The sequence below is a fragment of the Streptomyces malachitofuscus genome (genome assembly GCF_055571035.1).
The window spans coordinates 421,070-437,035 of record NZ_JBVIGA010000003.1 but is presented as its reverse complement, the minus strand read 5'-3'; the positions used below and the strand labels follow the sequence as shown (position 1 = coordinate 437,035).

Annotated in this window: 15 protein-coding genes; all 15 read right to left on the bottom strand. The window is 71.0% G+C overall.

Features of this window, described 5'->3' with window-relative positions; translation table 11 throughout:
* Positions 1-117 precede the first annotated feature (117 nt).
* The 15 genes from fxlM (ACZ44S_RS06670) to ACZ44S_RS06600 all read right to left on the bottom strand — a co-directional run bounded on the left by fxlM (ACZ44S_RS06670) (position 118) and on the right by ACZ44S_RS06600 (position 15,920).
* On the bottom strand, positions 118-1,398 hold the full coding sequence (gene fxlM / locus ACZ44S_RS06670) for a methyltransferase, FxLD system (RefSeq protein ID WP_466925165.1): 1,281 nt from the start codon (positions 1,396-1,398) through the stop codon (positions 118-120).
* A 23-nt stretch (positions 1,399-1,421) separates the two neighbouring features.
* On the bottom strand, positions 1,422-3,413 hold the full coding sequence (locus tag ACZ44S_RS06665; protein WP_390994220.1) for an ABC transporter ATP-binding protein: 1,992 nt from the start codon (positions 3,411-3,413) through the stop codon (positions 1,422-1,424).
* Positions 3,410-3,877: an NUDIX domain-containing protein gene (locus ACZ44S_RS06660; RefSeq protein WP_390994219.1), complete on the bottom strand. Its 468-nt coding sequence runs from the start codon at positions 3,875-3,877 to the stop codon at positions 3,410-3,412. Before ACZ44S_RS06660 ends, ACZ44S_RS06665 begins: the two co-directional genes overlap by 4 nt.
* A gap of 369 nt (positions 3,878-4,246) precedes the next feature.
* Positions 4,247-5,392 carry a hypothetical protein gene (locus ACZ44S_RS06655; protein ID WP_390994218.1) on the bottom strand — a complete coding sequence of 382 codons (1,146 nt, stop codon included), beginning with the start codon at positions 5,390-5,392 and terminating at the stop codon, positions 4,247-4,249.
* A gap of 4 nt (positions 5,393-5,396) precedes the next feature.
* Entirely contained in the window at positions 5,397-7,439 is a 2,043-nt protein-coding gene (gene fxlM, locus ACZ44S_RS06650) for a methyltransferase, FxLD system (protein ID WP_390994217.1), read from the bottom strand.
* 30 nt (positions 7,440-7,469) lie between these two features.
* Positions 7,470-8,540 (bottom strand): lanthionine synthetase C family protein, encoded by a 1,071-nt coding sequence (locus tag ACZ44S_RS06645; RefSeq protein WP_390994216.1) that lies wholly within the window; start codon positions 8,538-8,540, stop codon positions 7,470-7,472.
* Positions 8,537-10,576 carry a lantibiotic dehydratase family protein gene (locus ACZ44S_RS06640; RefSeq protein WP_466925160.1) on the bottom strand — a complete coding sequence of 680 codons (2,040 nt, stop codon included), beginning with the start codon at positions 10,574-10,576 and terminating at the stop codon, positions 8,537-8,539. The genes ACZ44S_RS06645 and ACZ44S_RS06640 overlap by 4 nt, the downstream gene beginning before the upstream one ends.
* Before the next feature lie 88 nt (positions 10,577-10,664).
* Positions 10,665-10,850, bottom strand: coding sequence for an FxLD family lanthipeptide (locus ACZ44S_RS06635; protein ID WP_030422121.1), 186 nt, complete (start codon positions 10,848-10,850; stop codon positions 10,665-10,667).
* 128 nt (positions 10,851-10,978) lie between these two features.
* Positions 10,979-11,446, bottom strand: a complete 468-nt coding sequence (locus ACZ44S_RS06630; RefSeq protein WP_390994215.1) for a DUF6082 family protein — start codon at positions 11,444-11,446, stop codon at positions 10,979-10,981.
* Positions 11,447-11,520: 74 nt separating this feature from the next.
* Positions 11,521-12,096: a DUF6624 domain-containing protein gene (locus tag ACZ44S_RS06625; protein WP_030422123.1), complete on the bottom strand. Its 576-nt coding sequence runs from the start codon at positions 12,094-12,096 to the stop codon at positions 11,521-11,523.
* Positions 12,093-12,656 carry a hypothetical protein gene (locus ACZ44S_RS06620; protein ID WP_390994213.1) on the bottom strand — a complete coding sequence of 188 codons (564 nt, stop codon included), beginning with the start codon at positions 12,654-12,656 and terminating at the stop codon, positions 12,093-12,095. Before ACZ44S_RS06620 ends, ACZ44S_RS06625 begins: the two co-directional genes overlap by 4 nt.
* 83 nt (positions 12,657-12,739) lie before the next feature.
* The gene (locus ACZ44S_RS06615) at positions 12,740-13,228 is read right to left on the bottom strand and encodes a LuxR C-terminal-related transcriptional regulator (protein WP_308295269.1); all 489 of its coding nucleotides are present in this window, start codon (positions 13,226-13,228) and stop codon (positions 12,740-12,742) included.
* Between the two features lie 127 nt (positions 13,229-13,355).
* On the bottom strand, positions 13,356-14,609 hold the full coding sequence (locus ACZ44S_RS06610; RefSeq protein ID WP_466925155.1) for an acyl-CoA dehydrogenase family protein: 1,254 nt from the start codon (positions 14,607-14,609) through the stop codon (positions 13,356-13,358).
* 82 nt (positions 14,610-14,691) lie between these two features.
* The gene (locus ACZ44S_RS06605) at positions 14,692-15,333 is read right to left on the bottom strand and encodes a GAF domain-containing protein (RefSeq protein WP_216717415.1); all 642 of its coding nucleotides are present in this window, start codon (positions 15,331-15,333) and stop codon (positions 14,692-14,694) included.
* A complete protein-coding gene (locus ACZ44S_RS06600; protein ID WP_216717414.1) occupies positions 15,333-15,920 on the bottom strand; it encodes a GTP-binding protein in 588 nt (195 codons plus the stop codon). Before ACZ44S_RS06600 ends, ACZ44S_RS06605 begins: the two co-directional genes overlap by 1 nt.
* Positions 15,921-15,966 lie beyond the last annotated feature (46 nt).

Sequence of the window (15,966 nt, the reverse complement as noted above, 5' to 3'; positions counted from 1 at the left end):
ACCAGCTCGGCCTTCGGCCGTCCCGTCCTCGCCACCCGGCCATCATGCCGAACCAGCACTGACTTACGAAGCGAATTCCCGACTCAGGACACTAGGGAGAGCGGGAGGTACCGCTGCTCATCCGGGGCTGCGGCTCCCGGCGCTGCCGGAGACGATCGGCCAGTCCAGGGTGATGAGGGTGTGCTTCTTGGCGAACACGTGCGGCTGGTGGTCCGTGTCCGCCGGGGCACGGCCGGCTGCCGGGTGGGCGGTGATACGGGGGTAGCGTGCGCCGCGGTGGTTGTGCTGCCAGTGCTCGACCTGATCGGCCATCTCCTGTGCGGCGAGGTGTCCTTGGTCGCCGTAGCCGTGAATAACGAACTCGTACCGGCCCTTGCCGTCGTCTCCGTCGCCGATGCGCTCATGGGTCAGCCGGGCGAGGGAGGCACCGCGGACGATGGCGGCGCCGGGCCAATGGCGGGGCGGTGGGTTCAGGACTCCGCTGTTGACGTCCGGGTCGACCTCCAGGCGGCAGAAGCCGGGCAGGGCGCCGGCGAGGTAGAGCATGAGGGCGTCGAACGGTTCCTGGCCGCCGACGGTGATGTTGGTGCGGGTGACGCTCGGCTCGCGGTTGAGGGCGGGAGGGAGTTGGTCGACGGGCAGCGGGGTGCCGTCTTCCCAGGAAAGGTGGACGCCTGTGCCGGGGACGGTGCGGCGGTTCGTGTTCCAGGCGCCGTCGCCCTGCATGGCGACGAAGCCGCAGACGATGAGCGGCTCGTCGCTGAGCAGTGCCCCCTTGACCTTGGTGAAGCCGATGGCCCAGTGGTAGCCGTGCAGCCGCAGCGGCGCGATGAGACGGCCGCCTTCGGCCAGGGCACCGATCCAGGGCAGGTCCCAGGTGTCGACGGTGACCACGATGGCGTCGAATCCGCCGTCCGGAATCAGCCGTTTGGGCAGGTGCTCGGGGTCTGCGGTGACGACGCGGACGCCGTCGTACCCGGTCTCGGCGAGGAAGCGGGTGGCCCGCTCGGTGACGGCAGGATCGATGTCGAGGGTGGTGACGTGACCGGCCGGGCCGACGAGTTCGGCGATCAGGGCGGCGTTGTAGCCGCCGGAGCCGATCTCCAGCACGTGGTGGCCGGGCTGGACGCGGGCGGCTTCGAGCATGTCGGCCTGCAGCCAGGGTGCGGAGATGGAGCTAATCACCTGGCCGTCGGGCGCATGGCGGGTGGCGACGATGTCGTTGGCGTACGCGGCTTCGAGGGACACCTCGGGGGCGAAGGCGTGGCGGGGTACGGTGCGCAGGGCGTGGTCGACCGCGGGTGTGCGGATGTCTCCGGCGGCTGCCAGGTGGTCGGCCAGCTGGTGGCGCAGGGGGGCGGCTTCGTCGAGGTCCGTGGTGATGGGGGGTGTGGTCACGGTGGGCCTTTCGGGCGAGCGGCTCATACCTGGTCCGGGACGGTGGGCGCTGCGGGGTGGGGAATGGCCGTGGTCGGGGCGTACTGGGCGGCTTGGGCGTCGAACATGGCGGCGTATCGGCCGCGGGCGGCCATGAGTTCGTCGTGGGTGCCGTGCTCGGCGAGGTGCCCGTTGTTGAGGACGTAGATGTGGTCGGCGTGGCGGACGCCGGACATGCGGTGGGTGACCAGGACGACGGCCCGGTTCGGTGCGGCGAGGCGGCGGATGCGGTTGAAGGCTTCGATCTCGGCTTCAGGGTCGAGGGCGGAGGTGGGCTCGTCCACGATGAGGACGCCGTCTGCCTGCGATGTTGAGCTACGCCAGTGCGTGCGGGCCAGGCCGACTTTCTGCCATTCACCGCCGGACAGCTCGATGGCACCGCGGAACATGCGGGCCAGCAGACTGCGCAGGCCGTCGGGGAGTTTGGCGATGACGGGGCCGGCGACGGCGTAGTCGACCGAGGGCTTCAGGTCATCGTCGGTTGCCGGGTGGTCGGGGCGGCCGAGGCGGATGTTCATCGCGGCGGTCACCGGCCAGCGCTGGAAGTCCTGGGTGAGCAGGGAGACGCGCTCGAAGACCTGGGCCCGGTCGAGGTCGGTGAGGTCCGCCTCGCCCCAGCGCAGCGTGCCGCTCTCAGGCAGCAGCATGCCGGAGAGGATCTTCATCAGGGTGCTCTTGCCGGAGCCGTTCTCGCCCACCACCGCGGTCACCGACCCCATCGGCAGGGTCAGGGATACCCCGTCCAGCGCCGCGGTGTCCCGGTCGGGGTAGCGGTAGGTGACCTGGTCGAGAACGATCTCCTTGATGCGTTCCGGTACGGGAGCCCCGCCGGCAGGCAGCGTCCGCTGGCCGGCCTCGGTGAGGAAACGGCCATGGTCGCGGACGTAGAGGCTCTCCTCGTGCAGCTGGTTGATGTTCATGACCAGCGCGCCCAGGCTCGCCGAGCCGGCACGTACCGCGATGACGGCGGTACCGGCGACGGCGAGGCTCATGTGCCCGGCCATGATCAGCCAGAACATGGTCCCGTAGGTCGCGGCCATGGCCAGGCCGGACAGTGCGGAGGCGACCCACTCAGTGAGGGCCTTGCTGGAGGCGAGGCGTTCTTGCTCGGCTTCGGCGCTCTCGGCCATGCGCTCATAGCGGCTGAGGAGGAAGGGGCCGACCGCGTGAAGACGGACTTCTTGCGCGGCGGTGCGTTCGGTGAGCAGGTTGCCGATCAGGCGGCTGGCCCGCACGTGTTCGATCCAGCTCATCACCGACACGTAGCGTTCCTGGGCGACCCGCATGGCGCCCCAGCCGCGCGGCGCGGCGATGAGGATCAGCATGGGCAGCAGCGCGGGGTGGAGTACGGCGAGGACGCCAGCGGTGGTGGTCAGGGAGATGAGGCCGTTCAGCGCGGCGACGCAGGAGCTGATCATGCGGCGGGCGGAGCTGGGGCCGTGCTGGGCGATGTCCACGAGCCGCCGGAAGTCGGGGTCGTCGATGGCCTCCAGCTCGACGCGGGCTGCGGCGGCCAGGTACTGGGTGGTGGCGATCCGCTCTACCTTGGGCTCGAGCCGTCCGGCGCGGGAGGTGGACCAGGCCGACAGGGCGGAGTTGACGACGCCGATGATCGCTGCGGCCAGCAGGCCGGGTAACAGGGCGTGCAGCCGCTCGGCGGCGCTGCCGCTGCCGGCGAGCAGGGCGTGCATGACCGCGTTGACCGCCAGCAGTCCGGCGGCTGCGGCAATGCCCTGGCCGATCTCGCTCACCCCGACCGACAGCAGGGCACGCCGGTCGGCCTGCCACGCCATGCGCAGCGTCGCACCGACGAGACCGGGCATGGAGCGCAGCGCCGACATCATGGTCAGGTCCAACGTCGCGTGCTCGTGCTGGGACCAGCCCATGTCGTAGCGCAGGGGACCGCCGAACAGCTCGTGCTCGGCGTCGGAGACCTGCGGATCGGCCATCGTGACCGGGCCGAAGAACCTCTTCACGCCGCGCCTCCTGCGGACCAGTTGATGGCCCGGTAGGACGGGCCGTGGATGAGCACGTGGAAGATCGCGGCGGTGTAGGGGTGGCAGTTCGGGGAGGGTCTTTCCATCGGCACCCAGAAGAGCCCTTCGTGCTTGTCCGGCTCGGCGTTGTACGGCTCACCCGTCCACGACTGGGACACGAACACGGCGGTGATCCGATCCAGCCCGCCATGGGCGTTGTGATGGTGTATGAGGCCGCAGAACTCCTGCTGCTCCGCGCTGATGAAAACGCCCGCCTCCTCCTGCGCTTCGCGCCGTGCGGCGTGGTCGAGTGGTTCACCGGCCTGCAGGTGGCCGCCCACGACAGTGAGCTGTCCCGGTGCGAGGGCAGCGTCCGCCTTACGGCGTACGCACAGGGCGGCACCGTTGGACCGGAGTAGGACCTGGGCGACGTCGGCGATCAGCAGGTGAGGCTCCCCGCTCACAGACGACCCTCCTGCTGCAGGCGCCCGACGGTGTGCCGGTCCCGACCGTGGGTGGCGGCGTGGGTCATGCCAGGCACCTCGTATCCGGTCGTGACCCACGGGCGGACGAAGCGTTGCGGCCGGCTGCGGAGTGCCGGGGGGTACCCGAGGAAGCGGTGGTGTTTTCGAACGCGGGATGAACAAGCGCAGGGCGGCGTACGGGATTCACGGGGGCTCCTCGGACTGAAATGCGGACAGGTGATCGGATAACGGCGGGTCGGCCGTCGCCGTAACGGGTGGACGCGGGCGAAATCTAGAACCCGAATTCGAATACCGGGCCCTCTCCTTCTGTGGTCGGGCGAGGCGGGCTGTGATGCTGCGTTCGATCACTCATGTGGGTTGCGGTACCTCCATCGGGGGATTGCCTGGTGCCGCCTGGTCGTCTCGGAGAAGTCGCCTCAGATCGGCTTCGCCGAGCGTGACGGCTTCGGTCAGCGACCGCTGGTGATCTGCGGGCAGGGTTCCGGCACCGAGACCTGCGTCAGAGACCACTGAGCCGAGCGCAGATGTCCGCTCGGTGCTGAGCAGTGCCCGGATAGTCGGGTGGTTCAGCACTTCACGCGCGGCATAGGCGTCGAGGCGGGCCACGTCGGTGAGAGCTGAGAGGAGCGAGTTCGTTTGCGGCCCGTTGACGTCGAGTTCCAAGGCAGCCAGGCCCGTCCGGGTCTGGAACACGGCGATCGAGGGTTCGGGATCGGCCAGGAGCGAGACGGCTGCGTGCTGGGCCTGGTCGACGTCGGCTCGCGCAAGTGGTGCCGCGACCGGGCGGCAGTGGGCGCGCAGGAGGGTGGCCACGGCCATCTCCCAGGGTTCCGTGGGCTGGGTGGTGTCGATCAGGTCGCGGGCCTGCTGGTCCAGGCCCTGCTCCATCAGGGCCATGATCTTGATCTGACGGCCGTCGAGGAGGCGGTTGCCGATGCCGCGGTGCTGGGCCATGGCGTCGGCGGCCTCGGTCCACCGCCCGATCTGGGCGAGGGCGCGGGCGCCGTCCACGAGCAGGGTGACGTACAGCTCCTGGCACACCGAGCGGTGGCCCTCGTCCGTGCCGGTCAGGGTCGAGAGGTCGACGGTGCGGCCGTCGAGGTCGGTCTTGTTGCGGTGCCGGGCAGCGTCGTTGAGGCAGTGCAACAAGCTGTAGGCGAGTTCGCCGTGGCCGGCGCGAGTCTGCAAGCGGGCGAGGTTGACGAGCGGCATCAGCGACATGACGGCGACCCGTCCGCTGAGGCGCCCGGCGTTGGCGAAGACCTGGTGCTGGCGCCAGCACAGATCCTCGGCCAGGTCGGGCAGGCCGACGTCGGAGGCGATGAGAGCCGCGTAGTTGAGGACCCCGCAGGCGCGGGCCACCAGGTCGTGGTGGCTCGCACCTGCGGGCGCGACGGTCAGCCCGGTGAGGTGGTTGATGCGCTCCTCCAAGGGGAGCGCGGGCGCCTTGGTGCGGCGGACCAGGGGGATGCGGCTGGCTATCGCGGGGATCATCGGCTCAGCCCTTGCGCGCCCAGTCGACAACCAGTCGGCTGTAAGGCTTGTCGACGACGAAGCGGGCGTCGTCCGCAGTCAGCCGGTCACGCGAGTCCGCGACGGCCATCCGGAAGCCCGGCTCGGGGGCGTCGTTGCCGCCGCTGGCGTCCCAGGCGCGGATCTCGCTCACCACACGCTCGGCGATGTCGGCACCGCCCTCGCCGTGGCCGATCACGCCGACCTCCCAGTACCGGCCCTTCTCATCCTCGCCCTCGCGGATGGTCAGGTAGGCCAGCGACCCGCCGTCGAGGGCTGCCATGGAGCCCCACCCGAAGTGTGGGGTGAATCCGGGGCGCTGGCCCGGCAGGCGGGAGAGGCCGTTGGGCAGTGCGCAGGCCAGGTACAGGTACAGCCACTCCCAGGCGGAGCCCTGGCGGAACTTCACCCCGGTGTAGAGCTTGGTCTGCTGTTCGTCGAGAACCGTGCGCAGCGCCTCGCGGTCGACGTCCTGCTCGCTGAACGTCTCCAGGCGGACGCTGCCCTCGCCGGCCATGGGGACGAGTGTGTACACGTCGTCGCATACGCCCTTGCGGAGCGGGACGAAGGTGGCCATCTCGCAGGAGACGGTCTTCCACGTGTCCCCGTCGCGTTCGAAGGCGAAGGAGCGGGAGATGCTGCCGCGGATGCGCATCGGCAGGACCAGGCGCCCGTCGGGCGCGAGCTGGTCGAGGATCTTCACGGGGACGTCGCCGGCGCCGACAGTGAAGATGATCCGGTCGTAGGGGGCGTGCTCAGGCAATCCGGCCGCGCCGTCGGCCATCACCGCGGTGGCGTTGTCGACGCCGGCCTCGGAGAGGTTCTTGTTCGCGCCGGCGACGAGGTCCTGGTCGACGTCGAGGGTCCACACCTGCCCGCCGGGGGAGACGATCTTGCCGAGGAGGGCGGCGTTGTAGCCGGTGGCCGCTCCGGCTTCCAGGACCTTGTGGCCGGGCTGGGCGCCGAGCTGTTCGAGCTGGGTGGCGACGATGGACGGCGCGGAGATGCAGGAGATCATCTCCCCGTGCTCGTCGTGCTTGATCGGGACCGCGTCCTCCTTGTACGCGCTCTCCAGGTCGACGCCGGGCAGGAAGGCGTGCCGGTCGGTGGTGCGGAAGGCGTCGATGGCCGCCTGGCTGCGCAGGTGGCCGCTGTCGACGAGCCGCTGGGCGAGGGCTTCGCGCAGCTGGTTGGGGTCGGTTACGGGTGTCACGGTGGTCTCCATTCGGGGGAGGCTAGGGTCCGCGGAGGCGGACTTGCGGGTAGACACGTCGCCTTCTCCGGTGGAGAAGGCGACGTGACGGCCGAGCCACGCGGTGGCGGCCTGCACTTCGGCAGGCACGCCTGCGCGGTTGAACGCGAAGATCGCGTGATGGGCGATGACGCCCCGGATCCCGCGTATCAGCCGGCCGTCGGCGGCGAGCCGGCGCAGGCGGCGGCCGGCGTCCTCGAACGCGGCGACGCGTTCGACCCAGCCCGCCTCCGCGTCGGGGCGTAGGGCGGCGTCAGCGTTCATCAGCCGCCGCATCGCGGAGACGGCCTTCTCCAGGGCGGGCCCCTGGGGCGGAGTGGCGGCGGGCCGCAGGGCGGCCCACCGGGCGTAGACGTCTCCGGCTTCGAACGGGTCCAGCCCGGCCGCGCGGATCATGGCGGACAGCAGCATCACGCTGCGCTCGCGGGCGCCGGGGACGCCGGTCTCGGCGAGCGCGGCCGGGCTGTCGGCGCAGAACACGTCGTGCGCGACGGCCATGGCTTCGGGACCGCCGAAGGCATGGGTCTCCGGCTCGTAGATTCCGCCCGTCCAGCCGGTGATCACGCGGTCGGCGACGAGCTGGTCCAGCAGGCTGGTGGCAGGCTGTTCGGTGCGCAGGCGCACGCCGGCGTCCTTGCGTAGGAAGTGGAAGCGGTGCCCGGACAGTGCGGTCGCCAGGGCTTGGGCGGCGCCCGCGTGCTGGTCGGGGAAGGCCACGGAGGCGTGCCACCAGGACGTGGCCGGAGGGATCGGCAGGTTCTCGTCGTCGAAGGCCATGAGGAGTCATCTCCTTGCGAGGCGGCAGGGTCAGGTGAGCAGGAGGGCGCGGGTCCAGCCGGTGTTGTCGGTAGCGTTCAGGGCGAGTTGGGCTCCGGCACGGCCTTCCATGAATCCTGGTTTGGGCAGGCGCTTCCAGTCGGCGGCCAGCCGTCGGTGCAGGTCCTGGATGATCGGGGTGAAGCGTGCGGGTGAGGGGCTGTCGGCGGCGACCGCGCGGGTGAGCATCAGCAGGCCGGCCCAGCCGTGGCAGAGGGTCGAGTCGGTGATGCGGGCGAGGTGCAGCGGGTCGGTCAGGATGGTCGCGACGGTGTCCTCTGCCGCTCGGCGCCGGGCGGGGTCATCGAGGGCGAGCGCGGCGAGCTGCTGGGCGCGGGCCATGCCGGGCTGGCCGTAGCACCAGGACTGGCGGGCCGGTTCCGCCTCTGGCGGCTGGTCGGTGTCCAGGTGGGCTGCGGTGGACCAGTAATGGCTGCCGTGCCGGTCGAGCCAGGTCGCGAAGGTGCCGACGGCTTCCTCCTGGCCGGGGACGCTGACGCCTTCATGCAGGGCGAGGGAGAGCACGGCCAGGGGCCCCGCGATGCCGTGAGCCATGCCGTTGTTGCCGTGCCCGCCGGCCATCGTCTTCCCGTCGGGGCCGACCGGCGACCACCACCCGGGCAGCATCCGACCGTCACCGCGGAGGGGGTGGGCGAGTGCGACGAGGCAGGTGAGCACGTCGGGCAGCTGTGGCGCGGGCGGTTGGCGGGAGAGCAGGAGGGCGGCGAGTCCGGTCATGCCGCGGATGAGGTCCCATTCGGCGAGGTGGGGCAGCGCGCTGGCCGCCTGGCGGCGGTGGGCGGCGGCGAGCCGGGCGTCCACGACGTGGTCGACGGCCGCGCGGACGTCGTCGTCGGCCCCGCGGGCGCGGGCCAGGACGAACTCCAGAGCGGGAGCACCGTGGAAGAGAGATGCGTTGCTGCCGGTGCTCACCCCGCGGGCAGTCGCCTGGGCGAGGTGGCGGCGTGCGGTGGACAGGTCGCGGCGCTCGATGTCGAGCAGGGCCATCCCCAGGGCGCCCTCGGACAGGTCCTGCGTGCGGGGCACGGTCGTCGTGGTCATGAGCGCCTGGCCAGGGGGACGACGATGCTGTGGGCCCGGCCGCCGATCCACCCGTCGGCGTCCGGCGGGGGCGCGTCGTGCAGGGTGGCGATGCCGAAGGGGCTGGCGTCCAGGTGCGCGCGCAGGAGGTCCAGGTCGACGTCGCGGGTCAGATCGAGGGGCAGCTGCTGGTCGTCCTCGGCGAGCAGGACCCGCTCCGGCACCCGGAACCGGGCACGCCAGGCGTGGAGTTGGTCCGCCCACTGTTGGAGTGGGGCGGTGCGGGCGGGCAGCGTGCGGCTGCGGATCTTCCACCGGGCGGCGGTGAGGGTGGTGCGCCGGTAGGTGAGGGCCGGGGTGAAGGGCAGGGTCCAGGCGGCGCCCCAGTCGAACCAGGTCACCTGCGCGGACGCGGCCCGGCTGATCTCGCCGAGGAAGCGGGCCATCGGCGGGGTGTAGTTGTTCCACAGGAAGTTGATAGCCGTGGGGGCCAGCAGCTCCAGCGGCTTGCCCGTTGCGGACTCCACCAGCTGGGGGCGGCCGTCGGCGACGGTGACCGACAGGTCACGGGGGAAGAGGACGTTCGGGCCGGGGCGGCGGAATTCGCCAACGCTCACGATCCGGGGCAGGGCCTGGGGCGCGCGGGTGAGCAGGTCAGCAGGCACCCGGCCGGCGTGGAAGGAGAGCTGCGCGAGCTCCGCCGCCGGATCGACGGTGGGCAGGTTCGCGTACGCCTCCTGGGTTCCGGGGAACAGGTGCCAGAACCGGCCGGTCATAGACCCGGCCGAGCGGGAGACGGTCAGAACGCGCAGCCGGAAGTCACCCCGGTCCAGTGCCGGAATAGAGGGAGCGTGGACCTGTCCGGCCAGTTCGAGGTGAGGCGCCAGGTCCTGGGGTCTGTCGCCAGCCGCTGCCTCCAGTTCCTCGATCATCGCCCCGGTCAGCGCGACGGCGCTGCTGCCTTCGGCGGCGGCGGTGCCGGCCAGCTCCAGCAGCAGACGGTCACGCCGGGACATCGGCCGGGGCGGTTCGCTCGCCGTGACGAACCCTGCCGGGAACCCCACGCCCCGGTCAGGATCCGTGGCCACCTCCACCGGAACACTCGTGGTCTCGCCGTAGCGCTCGGTGAACTGCTCGATCCACCGCCGCCAGGTCGGTGTCCCGGTCGGATGGGTGACGAGGCGGGCCAGTACGGTCGCCGCGGTCTCCACTTCGGTCAGCACCTGCTCGGGCAGTCGCACTTCGGCGTCCAACCGCAGGTCGCATGCGGTCCGCAGGCCGGCTGCCTGAGCGCGCGCCGCGGGCGATAAGACTTCGGTGGGGTCGGCGACGGTGGCGGGCGCGCGCAGCGAGGAGCGCAACAGCCGCACCCGCAGCAGTTCACCGAGCAGCCGGTCGCGCGCGGTGCCGCTCACGGAGGGGAACTCCGCGGCCAGCTTGTCGGACAACTGGCGGTACCTGATGGGCGATCGGGACAGGTCGAGGACGAGACGCAGTGCGGGGCTCAGGGCGAGGCGGAATTCGGCGTCGCCCTCGGACGGTACGTGGATGTGCTGGTCGCGCTGTCGGATCAGGGTATTGACGCAGACCTCGGCGTCGGCCATACGCGCAGCGTCGCTCTCCCAGGTACTGAGAACTTCCTCGAGCCCGATCGGCTCGGGGCGGGCCACGGCCTGGTGCTCGTCGCCGATGCGGACGGACGTGGTCTGATCGAAGCCGAGCGGGGCGACGCCAGCGAACAGGCCGTAAGGGGTGGAGCGGCGTACGTAACGAATCGCGTAGCGGGCGGTGGCCAGCGCCGCCCGCCGCATCCGGCGCACCTTCGGTGTACGGCCGTCGATGATGGCCTGCACCTGGTCCGCCAGGTGAGGGCTCGCCTGCGACACGGTCCGGCGGAAATCGGTGTCGGACCACACCGTGCTCAACCACGCGCGCCACTCCTCCACAGGTGCCGTGTGCGTCGGCCAGGGCGGCATGGCGGGCTCGGCCGTGTGTACCGCAGCGCGCAGCATGGCCTGCCCCGCAGCCTCGTACAGTCTGGGCCGGTGCCGTGTCATCAGGGCTCTCCTCATCTTCTGCGTGACGGGCGGGGCAGACCGGACGGGGGAAGCCCCCGTCCGGCCCGCGTTGCCGGGGTGATCCGGCTTACGAGGTGGTGCAGGCGCTGGGGCAGGAGCTGCCGCAGTTGTCGCCCGTGCTGCACATCAGGACCGTCTCGGTCGCCGGCGTTCCCTCGATGAAGGTGATGTCGAGCCCGAACGGGTCGTCGTCGGCCTTCACGAGGTTCGCCTGCGCGGGAGCGGTCGGCCTCTCGGCCTGGATGGCGGTCATGCATGCCTCCTAGGAGTGATGGATGGTGCGGGATGCCGAGGCCCGGTCGGGCCCCGGGGTCTGCTGCCGGACGGCGACGGTGGCGAAATCGTCTGAGCCGTCGCGCGTCCGGGGCCGGTGGGGTGCGTTCAAGCTGCTGCGGGCTGCGCCTGCGGGTGGTTTTTCGCGGCCTGCTCCAGCACCCGGGTGAAGTACTCGGCCCGCTCGTCGCCCTCGGCCTCCTGAGCGCGGAGGTCGCCGAAGCGCTGCCAGTAGCGCCGGCAGACGTCGCTACTCATGACCATCGCGGCGTAGAACGGCAGCTGTCCGTCGCGGATACGGCCGAGGCAGTGTCGGAGGCTGAGGGCGCAGATGAGTCGGTTGGCCGACATGAGCTGCATGTACTCCCCGGCCTTCATGTCCTCGGGCTTCCACAGCTCGGCGAGGTCGGCGTTGGTGGACACCCGGTTCAGCCAGTCGAGCTGGTTGCCCGCGAGGAGCGCCTCGTTGCGCTCGGCTTGGTGCCGCGCGTCCTGCCTGAGCCGGGCGGCTCCGACCACAGCGAAGCTGAGGGAGAGGGCAGCACCGGCAGTGAGGACGGCGATGGTGAGCTTCATCTGTCAACGATCCTTTCGCAGAGCGGAGTTGTGGCCGGAGGGTCGACTGGTGGAGACCACGGTGTTCCGCTTGTTCACGCGGCCTCCGCGAGGACGACGCTTGGGACTTCATCGGCAGAGCCGTCAGGCATGTACCGGCGGCGCACCGTCTCCAGCGCGACAGCGATCGGCGGCAGACCGACCGTGGCCCTCCGTTTGTCGACGGACTCCGGCGCGCGCAGTGGGCACAGCTCGATGCCGTCAGCGAACAGCAGGAGCTGGGTGCCGTACTCCTGAGTGCGCCTGCTGGTGATGAGGGCACGGTCGTGCAGGTGCGCCCAGTGCTGGACCGGGGCGTCGCCGGCCCAGACTGCACGTCCCAGCAGGGTGGCGGCGGCGCGCTGGAAGGCGGGGTCGTCGTCGCTGTGCAGAGCGATGCTCCAGGCGGCGCGGGCCGCTTTGGGGCCGACGAGGCGATGGCCGGGCCAGTCGTGCTCGGCCAGGATGCGGCGCAACACGTTGGTGTTGGCATGGTCGGTGTGCCGGCCCTGCCCGAGTTGGACGGCGTCGAGCTGGTCGCGCACGCGCTTGGCCCGGTGCGCGGCCGATTTCGTGGCGCGGGCGATCAGCTCGCGGGCGAGGTCGGGCCGCTGCGGCTCGTCGGTTGTCACGCGCTGCTCCGATCGTCCGCGGCCAGATGAGGAGCGTGGGCCTGGCAGCTGATCAGAGCGCTGAGTCCGGGGCGGTGCTCGGCGGTCAGTTCGAGGCGGGCGACTCGGTCACCCTCTCGTCCTGGGCCGGAACCGCGTACATCCCAGCCCATGTCGGTGAGCCGACGCAGCAGGGCGGCAACGGGCTCGGCTTGCAGGGCGTGCCGGGCCAGGACTTCGGCCCGTACGAGCGGGAGGCCCTGCCGGGCGGCGAAGTCGGAGGCCCACAGGGTGATCAGCCGGGTGATGTCGTCGGACTGGTCGGGCAGGGTGTGGACGCGTCCCAGGAAGAGGCAGGGGCCCTCGCCCCAGCTGAGGCCGGGGTCGCGCTCGGGGACCATGCAGGCCAGCAGCCTTCCGTCCTCGACCAGACCTGCCGACTTCGTCTGCGGGTCGCGGAACAGGGCTGGCACGTCGGCTTGAGCGGGCACGGGGAGACCGCGCACGGTGAGCCAGCGCTGTCGGTCCTGAATGAGAGCAGCGGCTTCCTCGCGCTCGGCGTCCGTACGTAATGTGCGCACCGCGTATACGGCGCCCAGGGGCTCCGATGCGTCCGATGCCGGAGCTGGACGCTCTTCGCGGGCCACGGGAGTGAGGGGCCTGCTCATTGGCTCGCTCCGCTCCGCGCTGCCGGATCGGTTCCCAGCAGCTTCCAGCCGTGGGCCAGAATCACCAGGTGGGTGGTGTCCCGTGCGCCCGTGTCGATGAGGAGCTGGTCGAGTGCGGCGCGCTGGTCGGCCGGGGCGAGCTTGGCGGCGACGGCGATGTCGCGGGCATCGCTGTGCTCGGCGACGGCTCGGAGCAGCTGCAGTTGCTCCGGGCTGAGCCGTGGCGTCGGCCTGTCCGCCGTGGGCGAGGCCACCTGCTGGACGGCGAACAGGCGGTGCACGATCACCGGGGGCTTGCAGCGGGGCGGGCAGTGGAGGCTCTCGCGGATGTCGCGGAGGTACTGGCGGACAGTCACGGCCGCCAGTCCGGTCTGCGTGGCGATCTCTTGGGCCGTGAGGCCGTTCGCGAGGTGCTGGGCGACGCGCTGCAGGGTCGGCGTCAAGGGCGTGATCGGTGCGTGGGCCGTCGTCACGGGCGGGGTCACGGTGTCTCTTCCTCGGCTGGGTGGATGGTCACTGGAAGGGGTGTCGCCGGTCCCCGCGGGGGACGGGGGCCGGCGGCACGGGCCCGTGCGCGGCGGTTTGGATTCACGGGGTGCCGCGCACGGGGGCTCATGCGGCCGTCGGGTCGGGGCGTGCCCAGGCGGCTTCGGCGGCGAGGCGTTCGGACCACTGGATGTGGTCCTCGTCGAAGGCGGCGTCGGCCAGGCGTATGCGCTGGACTTCACCGGTTCCGGCGGGCGGGTAGGTGTGCTGGATGTCGCGCCACAGGCGCTGGAGGACGTAGTCGCCATCGAGGGCCTGGGCGCCGTGCAGTTCCATGGCGTCCTGAGTGGACTGCATGGCCCACTGGTGGCCGAGGTATTTCGAGTTGATCAGGTCGGCGTCGCAGGACAGGCCCTGGTCGAGGAGGTGCACTGCCTGGTAGGCGAGTATCCGGGCGGCGCGCAGGCGGGCCTCCATGCCGCCGACGCGATCCCGCAGGACGGGCAGGTCGGACAAGGCGCCCCGGTAGCGGGGACGGGCCTTGAGACGAGCAGTGGTGGTGTCTACGACTGCTTCGTGGATACCGAGGCTGACGGCGGCCAGATTGGGGCGGCCGTACAGAATGCTGCTGCTCTGGGCCACGGCCAGTCCCTGGCCGATCTCGCCAACCACGTTGTCGTCGGGGACGCGGACGTGATCGAGGCCGAGGTGGCCGGCGGAGAAGCCGTGCAAGCCGAGGCCGGCACAGTGGTCGGAGACGGAGAGCCCTGGGCGGTCGGCTTCGACCATGAACGCGGTTAGCGCCTGGGACGTGCTCACACCCGTCCCGGCGGTGCGGGCGACGACGAGGTGGGCCCCGGCGAGGTGGCTATTGCCGATATGAACCTTGCTGCCTGTGATCACCCACTGGTTGCCGGCGCGTTCGGCGGTGGTTTCGATGCCGCCGATGTGGCCGCCGGCGAGTGGTTCGGTCACGGCGATCGACAGCAGCAGGGACCCGTCCGCGACACGGGGCAGCCAGCGTCCCTTCTGCTCGTAGGTGGCGAAGTGCAACAGGGCACCAACGGGAATGAGGGTGGCTTGCAGGATGGCCGCAGCAGCCGCCGAGACCCGCGCGATGCGGTGGACCAGGATCGTCTTGGCCACGTGCCCGGCGCCCAGCCCGCCGAAGGCGGCCGGGACGGTGACGGCGAACCATCCCCGTGAGGCCATCAGGTCGGCGACCTTGCGCTCCACCCTGCCGGGAGCGGCCTCCATCCGCGCGGCGCGCGGCACGACGTGCTCGGCTGCGAAGGCGTCCGCCTCGTGCCACAGCAGGTCGTGGCGGGCGGTGAGGTAGGGACGCAGCGCCGGTGGTGATGCGGTGAGTGTGGCGGACATGGTCTCCCTCTCCCTGGATGAAGGTCGCAACGCGGAGCGGCCGGGGATCGCCTACGGCACCCGGGTGGGGGTGTGGAACGGCCTAGCGGACGGGGGTTCGGATGATGTGGTCCATCACCTGCGCACTGGCGTTGATGACGATGTCCCGCAGACGGCGGGCTTCGGCCAGGGGCCGCTTCTCGGGGTCGATGACGCACACCGTGCCCAGCACGGTGCCGCTGTCGTGGATGAGCGGGGCGCCGAAGTAGGAGCGGATCCCGACCGCGTCGACCACCGCGTTGCCGCTGAAGCGCGGGGACGCGTGCACGTCGTGCAGCGGAAGGGCCTTCCTGCGAGCCATGACCTCCGGGCACCAGCCGTGGTCGCGGCTCATTGTGCGGCCGACGACGACGTACCCGCTGTCCGCAGGCGGCTGGTGCAGCCCGACGAAGGTCTGCTTTTCCAGGAACAGGTTGACGAACCCGTACAGGAACCCGGCCTGCTCAGCCATGCTGCGGGCCAAGTCGTCGAAGTCCTCGTTGGCCACGGTGGGCACGCCCAGACGGTGCAGCAGTTCATAGCGCTGTGCCAGCTCCGACGCCTGATGGGCTGGCTGGCTGGTGAGGGCGGTGGCGGGCGGAGTGAACGGGCCTCGGGTGGTGTCCCGGATATCGCGTCGCGGCAAGGACCGTGCGGGCGGTGCGGCCTGCGGCGTGCCGTAGGGGCCGCTGGGGTGCTGTGACATCAGGCGTCCTGGAGGGAGGTAGAAGGGGCGTGACCAGCGCGGCCCGTGGCGGCGTTGTTCACGGCGTGGTCGACGAGGGTCAGCAGGACGCCGGCGATGTGGTTCGAGTCGCGGGCGTCGCAGGTGACCACCGGCACGGCGGCCGGGAGTTCGAGCGCGGTGCGGACCTGCTCGGGGTGGTAGCGGTGCGCGCCGTCGAACTGGTTGACGGCGACGACGAAGGGCAGGCCGATGTCTTCGAAGAAGCTGACCGGGGTGAAGCTGCTCTCCAGCCGACGAGTGTCGACCAGGACCACCGCGCCGACGGCGCCGCGGGAGAGGTCGTACCAGAGGTCGACGAACCGGTCCTGGCCCGGCGTACCGAACAGGAACAGCTCCAGAGGCGTCGGCCCGTCGGTGAGACTGAGGCGGCCGAAGTCGAAGGCGACCGTGGTGGTCTGCTTCGCCTCGATGCCCGCCAAGCTGTCCACGTCCGCGCTCGCCTGGGTCAGGTACTCCTCCGTGCTCAGCGGCGTGATCTCGCTGACGGCGCCCACGGCGGTGGTCTTGCCCGCGCCGAAGCCCCCGGCGATCACGATCTTCAGCACAGTCGGAGCACTGGCCCGCGGGTGCGGCGAACTCCGCAGCACCGCG

What these genes read in the sequence shown, in the direction of transcription:
- ACZ44S_RS06640 (WP_466925160.1), bottom strand. Translation starts at nt 10,576, where the DNA reads ATGACACGGCACCGGCCCAGACTGTACGAGGCTGCGGGGCAGGCCATG.
- ACZ44S_RS06635 (WP_030422121.1), bottom strand. Translation starts at nt 10,850, where the DNA reads ATGACCGCCATCCAGGCCGAGAGGCCGACCGCTCCCGCGCAGGCGAAC.
- ACZ44S_RS06610 (WP_466925155.1), bottom strand. Translation starts at nt 14,609, where the DNA reads ATGTCCGCCACACTCACCGCATCACCACCGGCGCTGCGTCCCTACCTC.
- ACZ44S_RS06605 (WP_216717415.1), bottom strand. Translation starts at nt 15,333, where the DNA reads ATGTCACAGCACCCCAGCGGCCCCTACGGCACGCCGCAGGCCGCACCG.
- ACZ44S_RS06645 (WP_390994216.1), bottom strand. Translation starts at nt 8,540, where the DNA reads ATGACCACGACGACCGTGCCCCGCACGCAGGACCTGTCCGAGGGCGCC.
- ACZ44S_RS06630 (WP_390994215.1), bottom strand. Translation starts at nt 11,446, where the DNA reads ATGAAGCTCACCATCGCCGTCCTCACTGCCGGTGCTGCCCTCTCCCTC.
- fxlM (WP_390994217.1), bottom strand. Translation starts at nt 7,439, where the DNA reads ATGGCCTTCGACGACGAGAACCTGCCGATCCCTCCGGCCACGTCCTGG.
- ACZ44S_RS06655 (WP_390994218.1), bottom strand. Translation starts at nt 5,392, where the DNA reads ATGATCCCCGCGATAGCCAGCCGCATCCCCCTGGTCCGCCGCACCAAG.